This window comes from Sulfurifustis variabilis (assembly GCF_002355415.1).
Taxonomy (GTDB): Bacteria; Pseudomonadota; Gammaproteobacteria; order Acidiferrobacterales; family Sulfurifustaceae; genus Sulfurifustis; species Sulfurifustis variabilis.
In genome coordinates, this window is the sequence record NZ_AP014936.1 from 3865885 (window position 1) to 3885710 (window position 19826).

General features: G+C 66.9%; 23 protein-coding genes. 18 read left to right on the forward strand and 5 right to left on the reverse strand.

The window, feature by feature from the left end; genetic code table 11:
• Positions 1-7 precede the first annotated feature (7 nt).
• The 16 genes from SVA_RS18795 (at position 8) to SVA_RS18870 (ending at position 12714) form a co-directional block, all read left to right on the forward strand.
• The gene (locus SVA_RS18795; RefSeq protein ID WP_169924193.1) at positions 8-553 is read left to right on the forward strand and encodes a TlpA family protein disulfide reductase; all 546 of its coding nucleotides are present in this window, start codon (positions 8-10) and stop codon (positions 551-553) included.
• 106 nt (positions 554-659) lie between these two features.
• Positions 660-1109, forward strand: coding sequence for a type II 3-dehydroquinate dehydratase (aroQ, locus tag SVA_RS18800; RefSeq protein ID WP_096462672.1), 450 nt, complete (start codon positions 660-662; stop codon positions 1107-1109).
• The gene (accB, locus tag SVA_RS18805) at positions 1110-1568 is read left to right on the forward strand and encodes an acetyl-CoA carboxylase biotin carboxyl carrier protein (protein ID WP_096462673.1); all 459 of its coding nucleotides are present in this window, start codon (positions 1110-1112) and stop codon (positions 1566-1568) included.
• A gap of 95 nt (positions 1569-1663) precedes the next feature.
• Entirely contained in the window at positions 1664-3007 is a 1344-nt protein-coding gene (accC, locus tag SVA_RS18810; protein WP_096462674.1) for an acetyl-CoA carboxylase biotin carboxylase subunit, read from the forward strand.
• Between the two features lie 38 nt (positions 3008-3045).
• Positions 3046-3930, forward strand: coding sequence for a 50S ribosomal protein L11 methyltransferase (prmA, locus tag SVA_RS18815; protein WP_096462675.1), 885 nt, complete (start codon positions 3046-3048; stop codon positions 3928-3930).
• Positions 3931-3933: 3 nt separating this feature from the next.
• Positions 3934-4707: a DUF3426 domain-containing protein gene (locus tag SVA_RS18820; RefSeq protein WP_096463037.1), complete on the forward strand. Its 774-nt coding sequence runs from the start codon at positions 3934-3936 to the stop codon at positions 4705-4707.
• 191 nt (positions 4708-4898) lie between these two features.
• Positions 4899-5885, forward strand: coding sequence for a tRNA dihydrouridine synthase DusB (dusB, locus tag SVA_RS18825; RefSeq protein ID WP_096462676.1), 987 nt, complete (start codon positions 4899-4901; stop codon positions 5883-5885).
• Entirely contained in the window at positions 5882-6121 is a 240-nt protein-coding gene (gene fis / locus SVA_RS18830; RefSeq protein ID WP_096462677.1) for a DNA-binding transcriptional regulator Fis, read from the forward strand. The genes dusB and fis overlap by 4 nt, the downstream gene beginning before the upstream one ends.
• Positions 6122-6191: 70 nt before the next feature.
• The gene (purH, locus tag SVA_RS18835) at positions 6192-7763 is read left to right on the forward strand and encodes a bifunctional phosphoribosylaminoimidazolecarboxamide formyltransferase/IMP cyclohydrolase (RefSeq protein ID WP_096462678.1); all 1572 of its coding nucleotides are present in this window, start codon (positions 6192-6194) and stop codon (positions 7761-7763) included.
• Between the two features lie 4 nt (positions 7764-7767).
• Entirely contained in the window at positions 7768-8190 is a 423-nt protein-coding gene (locus SVA_RS18840) for a GNAT family N-acetyltransferase (RefSeq protein ID WP_197703293.1), read from the forward strand.
• An 8-nt stretch (positions 8191-8198) separates the two neighbouring features.
• Entirely contained in the window at positions 8199-9485 is a 1287-nt protein-coding gene (purD, locus tag SVA_RS18845; protein WP_096463039.1) for a phosphoribosylamine--glycine ligase, read from the forward strand.
• Between the two features lie 17 nt (positions 9486-9502).
• Positions 9503-10009, forward strand: a complete 507-nt coding sequence (gene purE / locus SVA_RS18850) for a 5-(carboxyamino)imidazole ribonucleotide mutase (protein ID WP_096462679.1) — start codon at positions 9503-9505, stop codon at positions 10007-10009.
• A complete protein-coding gene (gene tsaC / locus SVA_RS18855) occupies positions 10009-10554 on the forward strand; it encodes an L-threonylcarbamoyladenylate synthase type 1 TsaC (protein WP_096462680.1) in 546 nt (181 codons plus the stop codon). The genes purE and tsaC overlap by 1 nt, the downstream gene beginning before the upstream one ends.
• Before the next feature lie 14 nt (positions 10555-10568).
• Positions 10569-11483: an oxygen-dependent coproporphyrinogen oxidase gene (gene hemF / locus SVA_RS18860; RefSeq protein WP_096462681.1), complete on the forward strand. Its 915-nt coding sequence runs from the start codon at positions 10569-10571 to the stop codon at positions 11481-11483.
• A 192-nt stretch (positions 11484-11675) separates the two neighbouring features.
• Positions 11676-12077: an acyl-CoA thioesterase gene (locus tag SVA_RS18865; RefSeq protein ID WP_096463040.1), complete on the forward strand. Its 402-nt coding sequence runs from the start codon at positions 11676-11678 to the stop codon at positions 12075-12077.
• A 103-nt stretch (positions 12078-12180) separates the two neighbouring features.
• Positions 12181-12714, forward strand: coding sequence for a hypothetical protein (locus SVA_RS18870; RefSeq protein WP_096462682.1), 534 nt, complete (start codon positions 12181-12183; stop codon positions 12712-12714).
• On the opposite strand, the gene SVA_RS18875 is transcribed toward SVA_RS18870, so the two are convergent.
• From SVA_RS18875 to rhlB, 5 genes are all read right to left on the reverse strand, one after another.
• Positions 12715-13476, reverse strand: coding sequence for a slipin family protein (locus tag SVA_RS18875; protein ID WP_096462683.1), 762 nt, complete (start codon positions 13474-13476; stop codon positions 12715-12717).
• 1 nt (position 13477) lies between these two features.
• The gene (locus tag SVA_RS18880) at positions 13478-14968 is read right to left on the reverse strand and encodes an NfeD family protein (RefSeq protein ID WP_096462684.1); all 1491 of its coding nucleotides are present in this window, start codon (positions 14966-14968) and stop codon (positions 13478-13480) included.
• A gap of 89 nt (positions 14969-15057) precedes the next feature.
• On the reverse strand, positions 15058-15684 hold the full coding sequence (mtnB, locus tag SVA_RS18885; RefSeq protein WP_096462685.1) for a methylthioribulose 1-phosphate dehydratase: 627 nt from the start codon (positions 15682-15684) through the stop codon (positions 15058-15060).
• Positions 15685-15767: 83 nt separating this feature from the next.
• Complete coding sequence (locus SVA_RS18890) at positions 15768-16307, reverse strand: 1,2-dihydroxy-3-keto-5-methylthiopentene dioxygenase (protein WP_096462686.1); 540 nt, start codon at positions 16305-16307, stop codon at positions 15768-15770.
• 50 nt (positions 16308-16357) lie between these two features.
• The gene (gene rhlB, locus SVA_RS18895; RefSeq protein WP_096462687.1) at positions 16358-17794 is read right to left on the reverse strand and encodes an ATP-dependent RNA helicase RhlB; all 1437 of its coding nucleotides are present in this window, start codon (positions 17792-17794) and stop codon (positions 16358-16360) included.
• A 173-nt stretch (positions 17795-17967) separates the two neighbouring features.
• On the opposite strand from rhlB, the gene trxA reads away from it, so the two are divergent.
• Together trxA and rho are read left to right on the forward strand one after the other, a co-directional pair.
• Positions 17968-18294: a thioredoxin TrxA gene (trxA, locus tag SVA_RS18900; protein WP_096462688.1), complete on the forward strand. Its 327-nt coding sequence runs from the start codon at positions 17968-17970 to the stop codon at positions 18292-18294.
• A 200-nt stretch (positions 18295-18494) separates the two neighbouring features.
• Entirely contained in the window at positions 18495-19751 is a 1257-nt protein-coding gene (gene rho / locus SVA_RS18905; RefSeq protein WP_096463041.1) for a transcription termination factor Rho, read from the forward strand.
• The last annotated feature ends 75 nt before the right edge of the window (positions 19752-19826 follow it).

A 19826-nucleotide genomic window follows, 5' to 3' on the forward strand; every position in this document is an offset into this window, starting at 1 on the left:
CCGCGCCGTGAAGCGCCACGCGCAGAGTATCGGCCTGGTCCTGGTCGGCGCGGCCGCGCTGGTCGCGGGGTTCTGGCTCGCGACCGAGCTGCGTCGCCCGGGCGAAGGCGCCGGACCGGCCGCGCTGAACTTCAGTCTGCCCGATCTCGAGGGACGCGCGCGTCAACTCGGCGAGTGGAAAGGAAAGACCGTGCTGCTCAATTTCTGGGCGACGTGGTGTCCGCCCTGCCGGGAGGAGATTCCGCTGTTCATCGACGCGCAGTCCCGCCTGGGCGGGCGCGGCGTACAGGTCATCGGCGTCGCGATCGATTCGCCGAAAGCGGTTGTGGCGTACGCCCGGGACATGAAAATCAACTATCCGGTGCTGGTCGGCAGCGCCGCGGCCATGAACCTTATGGACGCTTACGGGAACCGCGTCGGGTCTTTGCCTTATAGCGTGATCATCCGGCCGGACGGCCGGATCGCAAGCCGGAAGCTCGGGGCCTACGACCGCGAGGAGCTCGAAAAAGCCTTAACCGAGGCCTTTTCCCCGGTTTCGACGGGGAAAAGGTAGCGGCAACTGGCTTTTGCAGCGATCCTCGGCTATCGTGATGTAACTCCGCCCAACTTGCACCGCTCAGGGCGCAGGGACGACCCCGACAAAAATGCCCCAATAATCGATGGCCGAGCTACTCGTCCTGAACGGACCGAATCTCAATCTGCTCGGTGCCCGCGAACCGCAGCATTACGGTCGCACCACTCTCGCTGAGATCAACGATCGCCTCGCGCGGCAGGCGCAGGCGGCGGGGCATCGCGCCACCTTCTTCCAGAGCAACGCCGAGCACGAGCTGGTCGAGCGGGTGCAACAGGCCGCGGCCGCCGGCGTGGCGTTCATCATCATCAACCCGGCCGCCTTCACCCACACCAGTGTGGCCCTGCGGGACGCGCTCGCCGCGACCGGCATCCCGTTCATCGAGGTCCATCTCTCGAACGTGCATGCCCGGGAGCCGTTCCGGCGGCACTCCTATTTCTCGGATCTCGCTGCGGGCGTGATCTCGGGACTCGGCGCACAGGGCTACGAGCTCGCCCTCGCCGCCGTCATCGAAAAACTGAAAACTCAGGACCCCTGAATGGACATACGAAAAGTAAAAAAACTGATCGAAATGCTCGAGGAGTCGAGCCTGGCCGAAATCGAGATTCGGGAAGGAGAGGAATCGATCCGCATCAGTCGCGCGAGCTCGGCCGGTCAGACGAGCGTGACGGTCAGCCCCGGGCCGACGGCAACCGCGGCGGCGCCGGTGTCCGCCCCTCCGGTCACCGCCCCGGCCGCCGCGGAACGAGCCGAGCTGCCGGCCGGGCACGCGGTGACGTCGCCGATGGTCGGCACCTTCTACCGGGCGCCCAACCCGGACGCCAAGGCGTTCGTCGACGTGGGCAGCGAGGTCAAGGTCGGCGACGTGCTCTGCATCGTCGAAGCCATGAAGATGATGAACCAGATCGAGTCGGACAAGGCCGGCGTAGTGAAGGCCATCCTCAAGGAGAACGGCCAGCCGGTCGAGTACGGCGAGCCGCTGTTCATTATCGAATAACAAAACATGATGCCGCGGATCGTCGCTGACGAGCTCGGATAAAGAACGCTTCCGTTCGACTCGCTCGTCGTTCTCGATCGCGCCTGCGAAACCCTATGTTTGAAAAAATCGTCATTGCCAATCGCGGCGAGATCGCGCTGCGCATTCAGCGCGCGTGTCGCATGCTCGGCATCAAAACCGTCGCCCTGCATTCGGAGGCCGACCGCGACGCGAAGTACGTGCGCCTCGCGGACGAGTCGGTCTGCATCGGACCGGCGCGCGCGACCGACTCCTACCTGAATATTCCCGCCGTGATCAGCGCGGCGGAGGTCACGGACGCGCAGGCCATCCACCCCGGCTACGGGTTTCTCTCGGAAAACGCCGACTTCGCCGAGCGCGTGGAGCAGAGCGGCTTCGTGTTCATCGGCCCCCGCCCCGAGACGATTCGCCTTATGGGCGACAAGATTTCGGCCATCAAGGCGATGAAGCGGGCGGGCATCCCCTGCGTCCCGGGATCCGACGGGCCTCTGCCCAAGGACGACCGGGAGATTCACCGCCTCGCTGCGCACATCGGCTACCCCGTGATCATCAAGGCCGCGGGCGGCGGCGGCGGGCGCGGCATGCGGGTCGTGCACACGGCCTCGGCCCTGCTCAACGCGGTCTCCTTGACTCGCGGCGAGGCGAGCGCGGCGTTCAACAACGAAACGGTCTACATGGAGAAGTTCCTCGAGCATCCGCGGCACGTGGAGTTCCAGGTGCTCGCCGACGAGCACGGCAACGCCATTCATCTTGGCGAGCGCGACTGCTCGATGCAGCGGCGGCACCAGAAGGTAATCGAGGAATCGCCCGCGCCCGGTTTGCCGGAGAAATTCCGCACCCGGATCGGGGAGCGCTGCGCCGAAGCGTGCCGCAAGATCGGCTACCGCGGGGCGGGCACGTTCGAGTTCCTGTACCAGGACGGCGAGTTCTACTTCATCGAGATGAACACCCGCGTGCAGGTGGAGCATCCGGTGACCGAGATGGTCACCGGCGTCGACATCGTGAAGGAGCAGATCCTGATCGCGGCGGGCGAGAAGCTCTCCTACCGGCAGAGAGACATCACCTGGCGGGGGCACGCCATCGAGTGCCGCATCAACGCGGAGGATCCGGCGAAGTTCATTCCGTCGCCCGGGCGCATCACGCAGTATCACCCCCCCGGCGGCCCCGGGGTGCGGGTCGACTCGCACATCTACAACAACTACGTCGTGCCGCCCTACTACGACTCCATGATCGCCAAGCTCATCGCCTACGGCGAGACACGCGACATGGCGCTCGCGCGCATGCGCATCGCGCTGTCGGAGATGGTGGTCGACGGCATCAAGACCAACATCCCGCTGCATCAGGATCTCATGCACGACGCGAATTTCATCAGCGGCGGCGTGAACATCCACTACCTCGAGAAGAAGCTCGGCTTGAAGTAGCTGCGGTCACTTCCCCCGGGCGTGTATCCTAGCGCCGCGTGTCCTGGCTCAAGCTCATACTGCCCGCCGACCGCGACAGCGCGTCGCTCCTTGCGGACGCGCTGGCCGCGAGCGGCGCCATCTCGGTCACCATCGAAGCGGCCGAGGAGACGCCCGTGCTTCAGGCCGCGCTCGAGGAGGTTCCGTTATGGTCGAGGAACCGCGTCATCGGCCTCTTCCCGGAACACGTGGACGTCGCGGGCGTGATGCGCGAGATCCGCGCAAGCACGGCGCTCCCCGTGGCCGAGCCCGAGATCGATCTCCTGCCCGACGCCAACTGGGCGTTTGCCTGGATGGCCCACTACAAGCCGTTCGAGGTCGTCCCCGGACTCTGGGTCTGCCCGACCTGGATGAGCCCGCCGCGGCCCGAGGCGGTGACGATCCTGCTCGACCCGGGCCTCGCCTTCGGCACCGGCGAGCACCCCACCACGGCCCTCTGCCTGGAATGGCTGCTTCAACAGGACCTCGCCGGCAGGACGGTGCTCGACTACGGCTGCGGCTCGGGGATACTCGCGATCGCCGCGCTCAAGCGCGGGGCAGCCGCGGCCATCGGCGTGGACATCGACCCACAGGCGCTCGTCGTCGCTCGCGAGAACGCGGTGCGCAACAAGGTGGACGATCGCTTTCGGGCGCTCCTTCCGGACGAGCTACCCGAGGACTTTCGTGCGGACGCGGTGGTCGCGAACATTCTGGCCAATGCGCTCGTCGCGCTCGCGCCGCGGCTGGCGACTGCAACGAAACCGGAGGGGCGCCTCGCGCTGAGCGGTATCCTCAAGGAGCAGGCGGAGGATGTGCGCGCCGCATATGCCGGCGAATTCGAACTCGAAAGGCGTGATCGCTCCTCCTGGGTGCTGCTGGCCGGGCGGCGGCGCTTGCGGAGCTGACGGATGTATACGCGCTGCCCGGAGTGCCGCACGGTCTTCAAGGTGACACTTGCGCAGCTCAAGGCGCGCGACGGCATCGTGCGCTGCGGCCGCTGTACGCACGTGTTCCGCGCCGACCAGCACCTCTACGCCCTGCCGGGATGGCGGCGGGAGCCGGCGGCACCGCCCGTCACGCAGGACTCGCCGGAAATCGCGCCGGTATCGCCGCGACCGGTCGCGACGCGGGCGGCGCCGACGGCGCGACCGGCCACCGAAATACCCGTGGTATCGGAGCTTTCGCTCTTCCAGCCGGGGCAACGCCGTGTGCCCACGGCCGTCTGGGCGCTCGGCAACCTGCTCCTCCTCATCGCTCTCGCGGGGCAGTTCGCCTACTTCTATCGCGACGAGCTCGCCACCAGCGCGGAGCTGCGCCCCTACGTCGCAAGGTTCTGCGGATTCGTCGGTTGCGAACTCGTCGCCCACGCCCGAGCGTTTCCCCCGGAGCTCGTGGAGACGACCATCGCTCCCCATCCGCGCTACGCAAACGCACTGCGCATACGCGCCGTCTTCGTCAATCGCACGGACCGCCCGCAGCCCTTTCCACTGATGGAGGTTTCTCTCACCGACAGCTCCGGCACGCTGCTTGCACGGCGCACGTTCGCCGCAGCCGACTATCTCGATGCGTCCGCCACCGAAAGTGACGCAATGCCCCCGAATGTCATGTTCAACGCCTTGCTGGAAGTGACCAATCCCGACGAGCGCGCCGCCGGTTACGAGGTGCAGCTGCTTCCGCCGTAACGCGGATTGCATTTCGCTTTCGTTTTTTGTTTTCCTCGACGCTCCGCGGATTTTTTTGTCAAGCATGACGACATCGCTTGCGCGACGTGCGACGCGCGGACCCGCTCATCGCGTCCCCCTTCCCCCCGTCTGAAGTTTGTGGTTATGATTTCGCCCCCGCCGCGCCCAAACAGGTAGAGAAAGAATCCGACATGAGAATCGGAGGCTTTACACTCAAGAACAATCTCTTTCTCGCCCCCATGGCCGGTGTCACCGACCGTCCTTTCCGTCAGCTCTGCAAGCGCCTCGGCGCCGCCATGGCGGCGTCGGAAATGGTGTCGTCGAATTCGCTCCTCTGGGGCAGCGAAAAGACGCTGCGGCGCGCGGACCACGCGGGCGAGGACGAGCCGCGCGCCGTGCAGATCGCCGGCGCCGATCCCGCGATGATGGCGGAGGCCGCGCGCATCAACGTCGAGCGCGGCGCGCAGATCATCGACATCAACATGGGCTGCCCGGCGAAGAAGGTGTGCAATGTCATGGCCGGCTCGGCGCTGTTGCGCGACGAGCCACTCGTCGCGCGGATCCTGAAGGCCGTCGTCGGCGCGGTGGATGTGCCCGTCACGCTCAAGATCCGCACCGGCTGGGATCGCAACCACCGCAACGGCGTGACGGTCGCGCGTCTGGCCGAAGATTGCGGCGCACAAGCCCTCGCGGTGCATGGGCGCACGCGCAGCGACCTCTTCATGGGCGAGGCCGAGTACGACACGATCGCGGCGATCAAGGCGGCGGTGACGATTCCCGTGATCGCAAACGGCGACATCGACTCGCCGGCGAAGGCGGCCCGCGTCCTTGCGCACACGCAGGCCGACGGAATCATGATCGGCCGTGCCGCGCAGGGAAATCCCTGGATTTTCCGGGAAATCGACCACTACCTGAGCACGGGCCAGGAGCTGCCCCCGCCTCCGGTCGAGGAGGTGCGCGACACCCTGCTCGGGCACCTGCATAACCTCTACGACTTCTACGGCGAGCACACCGGCGTACGCGTCGCGCGCAAGCACATCTCCTGGTACAGCAAGGGGCTGGTCGGCGGCGCGGCGTTCCGTAATCGGGTGAACCGCGTCGAGACGGTCGCGGAACAGATCCATCTCGTTCGCGAGTTCTTCGATCGCCAGGCGCGGGCGCTGGGGATGGCGGCATGAAAGAGCGAAAGGTGCTGCTGTCGACGTGCGTGAAGAACTCGCTCGAACGCTATTTCCACGACCTGAACGGAGAGAAGACGACGGACGTCTACGACATGGTGATGACGGAGGTCGAGCGTCCGCTCCTCGAGATCGTGATGCGCCACGTCAAGAGCAACCAGTGCCGCGCGGCCGAACTGCTCGGCATCAACCGCAACACGCTTCGGAAAAAGCTGAAGCAGTACAAGCTGAACTGAAGCGAGTGGCTGGTGAAGGGTGAAGTGTCGCCAGTCACGGGAACGGGTCACCCGTCATTAGCTAGCTAGCATGGCCGCCATCCAGCGCGCGCTGATCAGCGTTTCCGACAAGACCGGTCTCGTCGAGCTCGCGCAGGGACTGGCCGAGCTGGGCGTGGAAATCCTCTCGACCGGCGGTACCGCACGCCTTCTGGCTCAGCACGGCGTCTCGGTGACGGAGGTAGCGACGCATACCGGCTTTCCGGAGATGCTGGACGGGCGCGTGAAGACGCTGCACCCGCGCGTGCACGCCGGGATACTCGCGCGGCGCGACGACGCCGCGCACATGCAGGCGTTGCGGGATCACGGTATCCCGCCCATCGATCTCGTCGTCGTCAACCTCTACCCCTTCGAACAGACGGTAATGCGGCCGGGTTGCGAGCTGGCGGAGGCGATCGAGAACATCGACATCGGCGGTCCTACGTTGCTGCGCGCCGCCGCGAAGAACCACGAGGCGGTCACCGTACTCGTCGATCCCGGCGATTATGCCGGCGTGCTCGAGGAGCTGCGTGCGAGCGGGGGCAGCGCCAGCGCCGCCACCCGATTCCGGCTGGCCGTGAAGGTGTACGAGCATACCGCCCGCTACGACGGCGCGATCGCCAACTACCTGGGGCGCCTCGGCCCGGGCGGCAAGACGGTCGATTTCCCGCGCACGCTCAATCTTCAGTTCGAGCATGCGATGCCGATGCGCTACGGCGAGAACCCCCATCAGCGGGCCGCGTTCTATGTCGAGCGCGCACCCGGGGAAGCGTGCATCGCGACCGCGCGTCAGCTCCAGGGCAAGGAGCTTTCGTTCAACAACATCGCCGATGCCGACAGCGCGCTCGAGTGCGTCAAGTCGTTCGACGAGCCGGCGTGCGTGATCGTCAAGCACGCCAACCCCTGCGGGGTCGCGATCGCCGACGGCCTGCTCGAGGCGTACCGTCACGCCTATATCACGGATCCCACGTCGGCCTTCGGCGGCATCATCGCCTTCAATCGCCCGCTGGACCCGGTGACCGCAAAGGAGATCCTCGACCGCCAGTTTGTCGAGGTGATCATCGCGCCGCAGGTCGACGCCGCCGCCCGCACGGCGCTCGCGGCCAAGTCCAACGTGCGCGTGCTGGAGTGCGGTGCGTGGCCGCGCGAACGGCCCGCGGGCCTGGATTTCAAGCGCGTCGTCGGCGGCCTGCTCGTGCAGGACCGGGATAACGGCATGGTGCGGTCGGCCGATCTCAAGGTCGTGACGAAACGCGCCCCGAGTGAGCGCGAGTTGCGCGACCTGCTGTTCGCGTGGAAGGTGGTCAAGTTCGTGAAGTCGAATGCGATCGTCTACTGCAAGGAAGGCCGCACCATCGGCGTGGGCGCGGGCCAGATGAGTCGCGTCTACAGCGCGCGCATAGCCTCGATCAAGGCGACCGACGCGGGCCTCGAGGTGCGCGGGAGCGTGATGGCGTCGGACGCCTTCTTCCCGTTCCGCGACGGTCTCGATCAGGCCGCGGAAGTGGGTGTGACGGCCGTGATTCAGCCGGGCGGTTCGGTGCGCGACGCGGAGGTCATCGCGGCGGCCGATCAGCACGGCATCGCGATGGTGTTCACCGGCATGCGCCATTTCCGGCACTGATCCCGTGCGCCTGGCCGTCGCCGACTCGGACGCCGACATCGCGCGCTGCCAGCCGGTGATGTTGGAGCTGCGGCCGCACTTGGCGGATCGGGATTTCGTCGCGATCGTGCGGCGTCAGCAGGCCGCGGGTTATCGGCTGGCCTATCTCGAAGACGGCGGCGCGGTGCGCTCGGTGGCCGGCTATCGCTTCATGGATACGCTGTGCTGCGGCAGGATTCTTTACGTGGACGATCTCGTGACGCGCGCCGCAGACCGCTCGGCCGGCTACGGCGGCCGACTGTTCGACTGGCTCCTGGAGCAGGCGCGCGCGGAGCGCTGCGATGAATTCCACCTGGATTCGGGTGTGCAGCGTTTCGACGCTCATCGGTTTTACGTGTGTCGCGGCATGAACATCGTCTGGCACCACTTCAGCCTGAAACTGAAATAGCGATGGCACTGAGTGTCCTCATCGTCGGCGGCGGCGGGCGTGAGCACGCCTTCGCATGGAAGATCGCGCAGTCGGCGCGCGTCGGACGCATCTGGGTCGCGCCGGGAAACGCCGGTACCGCGCGCGAACCGAAGTGCGAAAACGTGGCGATCGGCGCGGAAGACGTCGAGTCCCTCCTCGAGTTTGCCCGGCGGCGGAAGGTCGACCTGACCGTGGTCGGTCCCGAAGCGCCGCTGGTGGCCGGAATCGTGGACCGCTTCAACGCGGCCGGCCTGCGCTGCTTCGGGCCGAGCGCACGGGCGGCGCGCCTCGAGGGTTCGAAAGCCTATGCCAAGGACTTCCTCGCGCGCTACCGGATCCCGACCGCCGGGTACGGCACGTTCGAACGCACGGACGAAGCGATCGGCTTTATCCGGCAGCTCGGTGCCCCGGTCGTGGTCAAGGCCGACGGGCTCGCCGCCGGCAAGGGCGTGATCGTCGCCCAGACCGAGGACGAGGCCGTCGCCGCCGTTCGTGACATGCTCGAGGCCCGCACCTTCGGCGCGGCCGGCGCCCGGGTCGTGATCGAGGAGTTCCTCGAAGGCGAGGAGGCGAGCTTCATCGCGATGATCGACGGGACTCACGTGCTCGCACTCGCGACCTCCCAGGACCACAAGCGTGCGCTCGACGGCGATCGCGGCCCGAACACCGGCGGCATGGGGGCCTACTCGCCGGCGCCGGTGGTTACGGCGGAACTGCACGCGCGCGTGTTGCGCGAGGTCATGGAGCCGACCGTGCGCGGGCTGCAGGCGGAGGGCGAGCACTATGTGGGTTTTCTCTACGCCGGCCTCATGATCGCCGCGGACGGCACGCCGCGGGTGCTGGAGTTCAACTGCCGCTTCGGCGATCCGGAAACGCAGCCCGTACTGATGCGCCTGCGCTCGGATCTCGTCGATCTCATCCTGGCCGCGCTCGAAGGACGGCTCGACGGCATCGACGTTCGATGGGACTCGCGCGTGGCGCTCGGTGTGGTCATGGCCGCCGGCGGATATCCGGGTACTTATAATAAGGGCGACGCCATCGCCGGGCTGCCGGCCGACGACGCGGGAGACGTGAAGGTTTTCCACGCGGGCACGGCCGAGCGCGACGGCAAGGTCCTGACGAGCGGCGGGCGCGTGTTGTGCGTCACCGCACTGGGCGCTACAGTGGCCGCCGCCCAGGCGCGTGCGTACGAGGTCGTCCGTCGCATCCGGTGGCGCGACGTGCATTACCGCACCGACATCGGTTACCGCGCCATCGCCCGCACCGGTTCCTGATATCGGAAGACAGAGCCATGCCCAAACCGTTCGTTGCCATCCTGATGGGTTCGGACTCGGATCTCGAGACCATGCAGCACGCCGTCGCCGTGCTCGACAAGCTCGGCATCGCGCGCGAGGTCAACGTGCTCTCCGCGCATCGCACCCCCGACGCCACCCACGCGTACGTGAAGGACGCCGACAAGCGCGGCTGCGCGGCGTTCATCGCCGCCGCCGGCATGGCGGCCCACCTCGCCGGCACGGTCGCCGCGCTCACGCTCAAGCCCGTGATCGGCGTCCCGATGAAGGGCGGCACGCTCGATGGGCTCGACGCGCTGCTGTCCACCGTCCAGATGCCGGGCGGCATCCCCGTCGCCACGGTCGCGATCGGCTCGGCCGGGGCGAAGAACGCGGCCTGGCTCGCCGCGCAGATGCTCGCGCTCGGCGATCCGGACCTGGCATCGCGCCTCGCCGCCGAACGGCGGGCGAACGCCGCCGACGTCGCGGCCAAGAACGAGGCGGTCCGCAAGAAATTCGGAAACTGATGCGCGCGGGCGACATCGGCCGCGCGGCCCGGTTGATTCGCGCGGGCGGGGTCGTCGGTTATGCCACCGAGTACTGCTTCGGCCTCGGCTGCGATCCCATGAACCGGTCCGCGGTGATGCGCCTGTTGCGGATCAAGCGCCGGGCGCCCGGCAAAGGCCTGATCCTGATCGCGGCGTCGCCGGACCAGCTCGGCCCGTACGTATCCGACATCCCGCCTCACGTCGCCGCAAGCTGGCCCGGCCCCCACACGTGGCTGGTGCCTCCGCGTCGAACGGTCCCCGGCTGGCTCACGGGCGGGAGCGAGCGCATCGCGCTGCGGATTACGGCGCACCCGCAGGCCGCGGCGCTCTGTCGCGCGGCCGGGATGGCGATCACCTCGACCAGCGCCAACCGCTCCGGCCAGCATCCCGCGCGCAGCTACCGGGAGGCGGTGCGCCGGCTGGGCGCGGACGTCGACTACGTGCTCCCGGGAATGGTCGGAGAGGCAGGCGCACCGACGGAAATCCGCGATGCCGTCACCGGCGAACTCGTGCGGCCGGGCTAGATGAAACCGACGCCGTGACGCCCGAAATCGAACCTGTCAGGACATACCTGCTCGACTTGCAGGACCGCATCTGCGCGGCCCTGGAGGCCGAGGACGGTTCGGCCCGATTCCGCGAGGACGCCTGGGAGCGGCCGGGCGGCGGGGGCGGGCGCACGCGCGTGCTCGCGGACGGCGCGATCATCGAGCAGGGCGGCGTCAATTTCTCCCACGTACACGGGCCCGGGCTTCCCGCATCCGCCACCGCGCATCGCCCCGAGCTCGCCGGGCGGTCGTTCGAGGCGCTCGGCGTGTCGCTGGTCATCCATCCACGCAACCCGTACGTGCCCACGTCGCACATGAACGTGCGCTATCTCCAGGCCGAGAAACCGGGCGCGGAGACGGTGTGGTGGTTTGGCGGCGGGTTCGACCTCACGCCGTATTACGGCTTCGAAGAGGACTGCGTCCATTGGCATCGGACGGCCAAGGCGGGGTGCGACCCGTTCGGTCCCGACCTGTATGCACGCTTCAAGAAGTGGTGCGACGACTACTTCTTCCTCAAACACAGAGGCGAGCCGCGCGGCATCGGCGGGCTCTTCTTCGACGACTACAACGAATCGGGCTTTGCGCACGCGTTCGGCTTCATGCGGAGCGTCGGGGACCATTACCTGCGCGCGTACCTGCCGATCGTGCAGCGGCGCAAGCACATGCCATACGGGGAACGCGAGCGCGACTTCCAGCTCTATCGGCGCGGACGCTACGTGGAGTTCAACCTGGTTTACGACCGAGGCACGCTCTTCGGGCTGCAGTCGGGGGGACGCACCGAGTCGATCCTGATGTCGCTCCCGCCGCTGGTGAAATGGCGGTACGACTGGCGTCCCGCCCCCGGGACACCGGAGGCGCGGCTCTACGACGTCTTCCTCCAGCCGCGCGACTGGCTCGCCACTGGCTAGTCGGACATCACGGCCGGCGAGTATCGCCAGAGCCGGAAGAGACCGCCGGCGAGCCTCCGCGCAGCACACCCGTACGGCTTCGCTCAGAGCACCGCTCCCTGCGACGATTGGCGACAGCGGTCGACCCGGCCATACTAGGCGGATGCCGGGGCCTTCGCCTTCAACGCCGTGACGACCGGGAACGACGAGCGCATGCCCGAGCACGAGCAACCTACCTTGCGGCTGGTGCCGTTGCCGGCGGACACCAACGCGGGTGGCGACATTTTCGGCGGCTGGATCATGGCGAACGTGGACATCGCCGGCTCGATACCTGCGGCCCGCCGGGCCGGAGGGCGTATCGTGACCGTGGCCGTCAACGCCTTTCACTTCAAGAAGCCGGTCTTCGTGAGCGATCTCGTGAGCTTTTACGCGAACGTGGTGCGCGTGGGGAAGACCTCGATCACGGTGGACGTGAAGGTCTATGCCGAGCGCGGCTGGCATTCGAAGAATCCGGGCGAGGTGGTGATGGTGACGGAGGCGACGCTGACTTACGTTGCGATCGACTCGCAGGGCCGCAAACGACCGGTCCCGCCCGAAGCGAAGACCGGGGGCTGAGCGATCAGAGCGGGCGACGCGGCGCTCTCCGACTCTCTCTCCGGCTCGAACCCTCATCGGGTCGTCGTGGACAACCGGCGCCGGCGCCACTACCCTCGGATCGATGAACCGAAGAAGCTGGCTGGGACTCGCTGCCGCATCGATCGCGGGTTTACTGACCCCTGCCACCGCATTTTCCGCGGAACGCCTGCTCCTGGTGCTCGGCGGAACCGGGGCAAGCGGCAAGTCCGTGCGCATCGAGGTGCGCGCAAAACCCGGCATCCAGGTCGCGAAGGTCGTGGAGGCGTCCGCGCGCTGGCACGTGCTGCCGGGCGAGACCGTCGACACAAAAGATCCGCCCGGGCTCCGCGTTGTCGATCTCTACTCGGGCACGTCCCGGTCGCCGGAGCTGGTCGCCCGCATCCTGGTCCGTTACTTCGGCTCGGCGGGCAAGTGGGTCCCGCACTACCAGATGACGGAGGAGCCGGCGGTCGTCCGCCGCGAGGGGCGGTGGGCGCCGGTGATGATCGGCCAGGGAATGCCGGGGCTGATCGTACAGCACGGCGGCACGCTGCCGAACGCAAACGGCTTCTTCCCGCGCATCGAGTTCAGCATCACGACCGGCCCGCTCGCCGTGGGCGCCTGGCTGGTTCGCTAGCTATTTCCCGCGCGCCCGGGCGGCCTCGAGGAAAGGGGTCATGAGGTCCATGGGAAGCGGAAAGACGATGGTCGAACTCCGCTCGTTGGCGATGCCCGAGAGCGTCTGCAGGTAGCGGAGCTGCAGCGCCTGCGGGCTCTTGCTGATGAGATCGGCCGCCTGCACCAGCTTCTCCGCCGCCTGGAACTCGCCCTCGGCGTGGATGATCTTCGCGCGGCGCGTGCGCTCGGCCTCCGCCTGCTGCGCGATGGCGCGCACCATGGTCTGGTCGATGTCGACGTGCTTGATTTCGACGCTCGAGACCTTGATGCCCCAGGCGTCGGTGGAGGCGTCGAGGATCTGCTGGATGTCGCTGTTGAGCTTGTCGCGCTCCGCCAGCATCTCGTCGAGCTCGTGCTTGCCGAGCACGGAACGCAACGTCGTCTGCGCGAGCTGGCTCGTCGCCGAGTAGAAGTCTTCGACCTGGATGATGGCGCGCTGCGGGTCGATGACGCGGAAGTAGATCACCGCGTTCACCTTGACCGAAACGTTGTCGCGCGAGATGACGTCCTGCGGCGGCACGTCCATCACGATCGTGCGCAGATCCACCTTCACGACCTGCTGCACGCCGGGAATGATGATCACCAGGCCCGGCCCCTTCACTTTCCAGAAGCGCCCGAGCATGAACACCACGCCGCGCTCGTACTCGCGAAAGATCCTGATCGCGGAGAACAGGATGAGCGCCAGTACGGCGACGACAAACCCCGAGGAGATGAATTGCATATCAGCGGCCCTCCATATCGAGCGGTTCCACGGTCAACGTCAGACCTTCCATTCCCACAACCCTTATTCTTTGGCCTTTCTTGAGCGGGACATGGGTGCGCGCCTGCCACTCCTCGCTGTGCACGCGCACGCGGCCGCGCTCCCTGAACGCCTCCAGGACCTCGCCCGTCTCGCCGATCATCTGCTCCTTGCCGCTCACGACCACGCGCTTGCGGGCGCGGAGCGCGAGGGTGACGACGCCGATGAAGATCGCGCTCGACATGAGGGCGACCGCGGCGATCAGCTGCCAGGCGACGTCGTAACCCGGCACCTCGGTGTCGAGCAGGATGATCGAGCCGACCACCATCGCGATCACGCCGCCGATCCCGAGCGCGCCGAAGCTCGGCATGAAGACCTCGCCCACCATGAAGGCGATGCCGAGGAGAATCAGAGCGAGCCCGGCGTAGTTGACCGGGAGCACCTGGAACGCGTAGAGCGCGAGCAGCAGGCAGATGCCGCCGATCACGCCCGGCACCACGTAACCCGGGTTCCAGAGCTCGAAGAAGATGCCGTAGATGCCGAGCATCATCAGGATGTAGGCGACGTTGGGGTCGGTGATGATCGAGAGCAGCTTGTTGCGCCAGTCGGGCTCCACCGACTCGATGGCGGCGCCCTTGGTCGCGATCCGGACGTCCTTGCCCTGCACATTGACTTTGCGACCCTCGGCCTTCTTGACGAGGTCGGCGAGGTCTACGGCGATGAAATCGGCCACGTTCTGCCGCACCGCTTCGTCGGAATGCAGCGAGGCCGCCTCACGCACCGCCTTCTCGGCCCACTCCACGTTGCGCCCGCGCATTTGCGCGAGCCCGCGGATGTACGCGATGGCGTCGTTCAGTGCCTTGCGGCTCATTGCGTCGTCGCCGAGGCCCGGGCGCTCGGGCTCGGCATCGTCCTTGGAGCCTTTGTCCTTCTCGCCGTCCTTGCCCTTCGCCTTGTCGCGCCCGTCGTCGCGCGGGCGCTCGTCACCCGGTGCGGGGCCGGGCCCGCCGATGCGCACGGGCGTCGCCGCGCCGAGGTTCGTCGCCGGGGCCATCGCGGCGACGTGGGACGAATAGAATATGTACGTGCCCGCGCTCGCGGCCCGTGCGCCGGATGGCGCCACGTAAGTCGCCACCGGCACGGGCGACGCGATGATGTCCTTGATGATGTCGCGCATCGCCGTGTCGAGGCCCCCGGGCGTATCCATCTGCAGCACGACGAGGCTCGCCTTGGCCGCCTTCGCGCGTTCCAGACCCCGGTGCACGTAGTCCGCCGTCGCCGGCCCGATCGCGCCCTTGACGGTAAGAAGGTATACCTTTGGCGTCGCGGTCTCGGGCGGCGCGCCCTGCCGCCCCGCATCCTGACCGATTACCAGGAACGGCCACAGCACCAGCAACGCGAAGAAGCCGAGGCGGCGCAGCCGCCGGCTCCCGTCGCCGCCCCGGCCGCGCCCCGTGAAAGTGCCGTCACTCATCGGGACACCATACCAGAGATTCCGCGCGGGCGAGAATAAACCACGGCGGTTCGGGGAGTTACCGACGCGAAGGTCTCGGGGCTTCGCGCTCAGCGGCTCGCCAGAAAGCTCAGGAGAAAATCGAGCGCCTCGAAGCGGTTGTAGGCCTCCTGCACGCCGCGCCCCCACACCGTGGGTCCGTGGTCACGCACGAGGAGCGCGCTGATCGCCGGGCGTCGCCGCGAGAAGCGCGAGCGTACCTCGCGCGCGATGCGCGCCACGTCCGGCTGATTCTCGAAGAGCGCGAGCTCCGCCTTGGGATGCTGTTCCCAGATCTCGAACGCCTTCACCATCTCGAGGCCGGGCAGACGGAGGGTCTTGGGCCGACCCTTGAGTCGCGCGGTCGCGAGGCAGGCAACCACGGTATGCCCGTGGAGGCAGGCGCGCGCCTGGGGGTCGAGCGCATAGATAGCCGCGTGAATTCCGGTCTCCGCCGAAGGCGCGAGCCCCGCGCGGCCGCGCTCGACCACGCCGCCATCGGCGACCCGTACCAGCAGGAAATCGTCTTCACCGAGGCTGCCCTTCGGCAACCCGCTCGCGGTGATCCAGAAGTGGGCGTCGTCAGCGCGCGCGGACAGGTTGCCTGCCGTACCCCCCATCCAGCCACGCGCGTGGAAGTCGCGTGCGATGCCGGCCAGCGCGGTCCGCGGTGGGAGGTCATCGAACGAGTTGGCCATCTAGGGCGGGACGGCCGTGGTAGCCCGCAGTTGCACGCGAAGACCGATTGGCCGCTGCCGCTTGATCGGGTTCGTACGCGGTTCTAGGCGATCGCGCGCTGGCGTTCCGTGTACACCGGCGCCCATCCGGACGTGTCGATGAAGTAACGCACGGCCTTGATGCGCTTGGAGTCGCGCATCTCGAACCAGTGCTCGGCGTTGGCGGGCACATTGATGTAGTCGCCGGCCGAGACCTCGAGGAGGAACTGACCGCCGTCGGGCTCGACGAAGCCGAAGAACCCGCGGCCCGCGACGATATAGCGCACCTCGTCGTCCGTATGGAAATGCACCTTGTCGAACTTCGCGAGCATGTCCGCGAGGCCCGGGACGTCCTCGTGGATGACGATGAGGTCGCGCGTCGTATAGCCCTTCGTGCGCTGAAGCTCCTCGAACCGGTTTTGCACGAAACCGAGCAGCTCTTCCTTTTCCGCGTCGCTCAGGGCCTTCTTCTCCAGCAGCGCGCGCGCCCGGGCGCCGCCCGGGGCGGGCCAGGCGTTGAGCGCGATGCCCAATCGGGCGAGGCGGCCTTGAATGCGCTCGAAGTCGGTGGTCTCGGTGCCGTCGGAAGCGATGATGCGGGCCATGGTCTACTCCTCTCCTCCGATGCGCCCCGACCCGGGGCGAACACAGATAGTTACCCGACCGCGGGTGTCTCGAATCCGCGTCGGGCAAGGGCGCGCCGACGTGGCCGCTCCGCCGCCGGCGGGATGTCCGGCTCGGGCTGCCTGGCGGGCTCCCTGGGCTCCACTTTCGCGAACGGCGCCGCTGCGGGCGCCCGATCGCGGGGCGGCCGTTCCCGCCGTCCGCCGCGTTCACGCGCCCCGCGCTCGGTCCGATCGCGCCGAGGACCGCGCCGCTCCTCGCGCTCGCGCCGCTCGCCGCGCGCGGGCGGCGACAGGGTCGGCAGCAGCTCGGGCGTGATCTTGCCGACCGGCAGCTTGTGCCCGATATACGCCTCGATGTCGGGGAGCGCAAACACGTAGCGTTCGCACGCGAAGCTCACCGCGTCGCCGCTCTTCCCGGCGCGCGCCGTGCGACCGATGCGATGCACGTAGTCTTCGGCGTTTTGCGGGAGGTCGAAGTTGAAGACGTGGGAGACGTCGGGGATGTGCAGGCCTCGCGCCGCGACGTCGGTCGCCACCATGATCGGCAGCCGACCCTCCATGAAGTCCTGCAGCAGTCGCAGGCGCATATTCTGGGGAACGTCGCCCGAGAGTACCTCGGCCAGGAAACCGTTCGCCTTCAACCAGCCGACCAGGCGGTCCGCCATGTCCTTCGTGTTGACGAACACCAGGCTGCGCGTCGGGTCCATGTGCCGCAGCAGTCCGACGAGGAGCGGGATCTTCTCCTCGAGCGCCGTGTGATACAGGACCTGCTCGACCTTGTCGGCGGTGCGCTTGTCCGGCTCGATGCGGATGAACTGCGGGTTGTTCATGTGCTCGTAGGCGAGCTCCGTCACGCGGTAGGAAAGCGTCGCCGAGAACAGCATGTTGAGGCGCTTGTCGGGATCCGGCATCCGGCGCAGCAGAAAGCGGATGTCCTTGATGAAGCCGAGATCGAACATGCGGTCGGCCTCGTCGAGCACCATGACCTGGATCGCCCGCAGGTCGAACACATGCTGCTTGAAATAGTCGATGATGCGTCCAGGCGTCCCGATCAGCACGTCCACGCCGGCCTGGAGGTCCTGCCGCTGCTGTTCGTAGCCCGTGCCCCCGAATACGAGGCAGAGCTTGAGCCCCGCCTGCGCGCCGAGCGCCTCCGCGTCCTTGTGGATCTGCACGGCGAGCTCGCGCGTGGGCGCGAGCACGATCGCACGCGGCTGCGTCCCCGTGCGCTCCGGCGCTGCCGGCATCGTGAGCAGACGGTTGAACAGCGCGAGCAGGAACGCCGCGGTCTTTCCGGTCCCCGTCTGCGCCTGCCCGGCGACGTCCTGGCCCGCGAGGGCGAGCGGGAGGGTCTGGGCCTGGATCGGGGTACAGTATTCGAACCCCGCCTGACGCACCCCCTGCATCAGCGGCTCGGGCAGATTGAGGCGGGAGAAGGTCTGGTCGGTAAGGTGATGTTCGCTCATTCGCTTCGCGCACAAAGCATATCAATATGGTAGTGGCATTAACAGATCAGCCGCGCGCCAAGTCCCCTTGCATCAGGCCGGCTATTTCGCTCAAATAGCGCGGTCCAACGATAACTTCACGCGACCCCAGCCTCGGCCGCTTCAGGCCGGTTCCAACGACGGAGACGCACCCCATGAGTCAAGGCATTGTCACCGTGACGGACGACAGTTTCGAGGAAGAGGTGCTGAAGAGCTCCGGTCCGGTGCTGGTCGATTACTGGGCCGAGTGGTGCGGACCCTGCAAGATGATTGCGCCGGTCCTGGAAGAGATCGCCCGCGACTATGCCGGGCGGGTGAAGATCGCGAAGCTCAATATCGACGAGAACCCCTCCACTCCGCCCAAGTACGGCATCCGTGGCATCCCTACCCTGATGCTGTTCAAGAACGGCGCGGTCGAGGCGACCAAGGTCGGCGCCGTCTCCAAGTCGCAACTCTCCGCCTTTCTCGACGGCAACCTCTAGCCCTTCGCCGTGGGCAAGCGCCGACGCTTGCACTGGACGACCCGCCGAACTGGTGTTAATGTTTTTGATGAAAGCGGCAACGCTTCCCTTAACACGTCCTACTCCTTTCTGACCCTTTGCTTCGTCCCCCCGCTTCCGGCGGCGGGTTGCTTCAGGACCCGTGTGCCTGAAAGCGGTGGAGTCCTATGATCCCGACCCTGATGAACCTCTCTGAGCTCAAGAAGAAGCCCGCGACCGAGCTCGCCGAGATGGCGAGCCACCTCGACCTCGAAGGCGGCAGCCGCCTGCGCAAGCAAGACCTGATCTTCGCCATCCTCAAGGCCCAGGCCAAGAAGGGCGAGGACATTGTCGGCGAGGGCGTGGTCGAGATACTGCAGGACGGTTTCGGCTTCCTGCGTTCGGCGGACGCCAGCTACCTTGCGGGCCCCGACGACATTTACGTCTCCCCTTCCCAGATACGCCGCTTCAACCTGCGCACGGGCGACACCGTCAAGGGCTACATCCGTCCGCCCAAGGAGTCGGAGCGGTATTTCGCGCTGCTCAAGGTCGAGGAGATCAATTTCCAGTCGCCCGAGGAGGCCAAGAACAAGGTCCTCTTCGAGAACCTGACGCCGCTGCACCCGCAGGAGCGCATGAAGCTCGAGCGCGACAACGCGTCGAGCGAGAACCTGACCTCGCGCGTGATCGACCTGGTCGCGCCGATCGGCAAAGGGCAGCGCGGTCTCGTCGTTTCGCCGCCGAAGGCCGGCAAGACGGTGATGCTCCAGAACATCGCCCATTCGATCACGGCGAACAACCCGGACGTCTACCTCATCGTGCTGCTCATCGACGAGCGCCCGGAGGAAGTCACCGAGATGCAGCGCTCCGTGCGCGGCGAGGTGATCAGCTCGACCTTCGACGAGCCGGCGAGCCGGCACGTCCAGGTGGCCGAGATGGTGATCGAGAAAGCCAAGCGCCTGGTCGAGCACAAGAAGGATGTCGTCATCCTGCTCGATTCCATCACGCGCCTCGCGCGCGCCTACAACACGGTCGTGCCCGCTTCCGGCAAGGTGCTCACGGGCGGCGTAGACGCGAACGCCCTGCAGAAGCCCAAGCGCTTCTTCGGCGCGGCGCGCAACATCGAGGAGGGCGGCAGCCTCACCATCATCGCGACCGCCCTGATCGACACCGGCTCGAAAATGGACGACGTGATCTACGAGGAGTTCAAGGGCACCGGCAACATGGAGATTCATCTGGACCGCCGCCTGGCCGAGAAGCGCAGCTACCCTTCGATCAACATCAACCGCTCGGGCACGCGGCGCGAAGAGCTGCTTCTCGATCCGGTGGAGCTGCAGAAGATCTGGATTCTCAGAAAGCTGTTGCACCAGATGGACGAGCTCGAGGCGTCCGAATTCCTGCTCGAGAAGCTGCGCGCGACCAAGAACAATGCCGAGTTCTTCGACTCGATGAAGCGGTAAGCAAGGCCCTCCTCTGCCGCCGGGCATACCGGCGCACTTCCGCTTCCCCGGCCGGTCTTACAGTTTCAGAGTCGG

Excerpts from the sequence above, each read along its gene's own strand:
- aroQ (WP_096462672.1), top strand. The coding sequence starts at position 660 with ATGGCCGAGCTACTCGTCCTGAACGGACCGAATCTCAATCTGCTCGGT.
- accB (WP_096462673.1), top strand. The coding sequence starts at position 1,110 with ATGGACATACGAAAAGTAAAAAAACTGATCGAAATGCTCGAGGAGTCG.
- accC (WP_096462674.1), top strand. The coding sequence starts at position 1,664 with ATGTTTGAAAAAATCGTCATTGCCAATCGCGGCGAGATCGCGCTGCGC.
- SVA_RS18820 (WP_096463037.1), top strand. The coding sequence starts at position 3,934 with ATGTATACGCGCTGCCCGGAGTGCCGCACGGTCTTCAAGGTGACACTT.
- dusB (WP_096462676.1), top strand. The coding sequence starts at position 4,899 with ATGAGAATCGGAGGCTTTACACTCAAGAACAATCTCTTTCTCGCCCCC.
- fis (WP_096462677.1), top strand. The coding sequence starts at position 5,882 with ATGAAAGAGCGAAAGGTGCTGCTGTCGACGTGCGTGAAGAACTCGCTC.
- purH (WP_096462678.1), top strand. The coding sequence starts at position 6,192 with ATGGCCGCCATCCAGCGCGCGCTGATCAGCGTTTCCGACAAGACCGGT.
- purE (WP_096462679.1), top strand. The coding sequence starts at position 9,503 with ATGCCCAAACCGTTCGTTGCCATCCTGATGGGTTCGGACTCGGATCTC.
- tsaC (WP_096462680.1), top strand. The coding sequence starts at position 10,009 with ATGCGCGCGGGCGACATCGGCCGCGCGGCCCGGTTGATTCGCGCGGGC.
- SVA_RS18865 (WP_096463040.1), top strand. The coding sequence starts at position 11,676 with ATGCCCGAGCACGAGCAACCTACCTTGCGGCTGGTGCCGTTGCCGGCG.
- SVA_RS18870 (WP_096462682.1), top strand. The coding sequence starts at position 12,181 with ATGAACCGAAGAAGCTGGCTGGGACTCGCTGCCGCATCGATCGCGGGT.
- SVA_RS18875 (WP_096462683.1), bottom strand. The coding sequence starts at position 13,476 with ATGCAATTCATCTCCTCGGGGTTTGTCGTCGCCGTACTGGCGCTCATC.
- SVA_RS18880 (WP_096462684.1), bottom strand. The coding sequence starts at position 14,968 with ATGAGTGACGGCACTTTCACGGGGCGCGGCCGGGGCGGCGACGGGAGC.
- mtnB (WP_096462685.1), bottom strand. The coding sequence starts at position 15,684 with ATGGCCAACTCGTTCGATGACCTCCCACCGCGGACCGCGCTGGCCGGC.
- SVA_RS18890 (WP_096462686.1), bottom strand. The coding sequence starts at position 16,307 with ATGGCCCGCATCATCGCTTCCGACGGCACCGAGACCACCGACTTCGAG.
- rhlB (WP_096462687.1), bottom strand. The coding sequence starts at position 17,794 with ATGAGCGAACATCACCTTACCGACCAGACCTTCTCCCGCCTCAATCTG.
- trxA (WP_096462688.1), top strand. The coding sequence starts at position 17,968 with ATGAGTCAAGGCATTGTCACCGTGACGGACGACAGTTTCGAGGAAGAG.
- rho (WP_096463041.1), top strand. The coding sequence starts at position 18,495 with ATGAACCTCTCTGAGCTCAAGAAGAAGCCCGCGACCGAGCTCGCCGAG.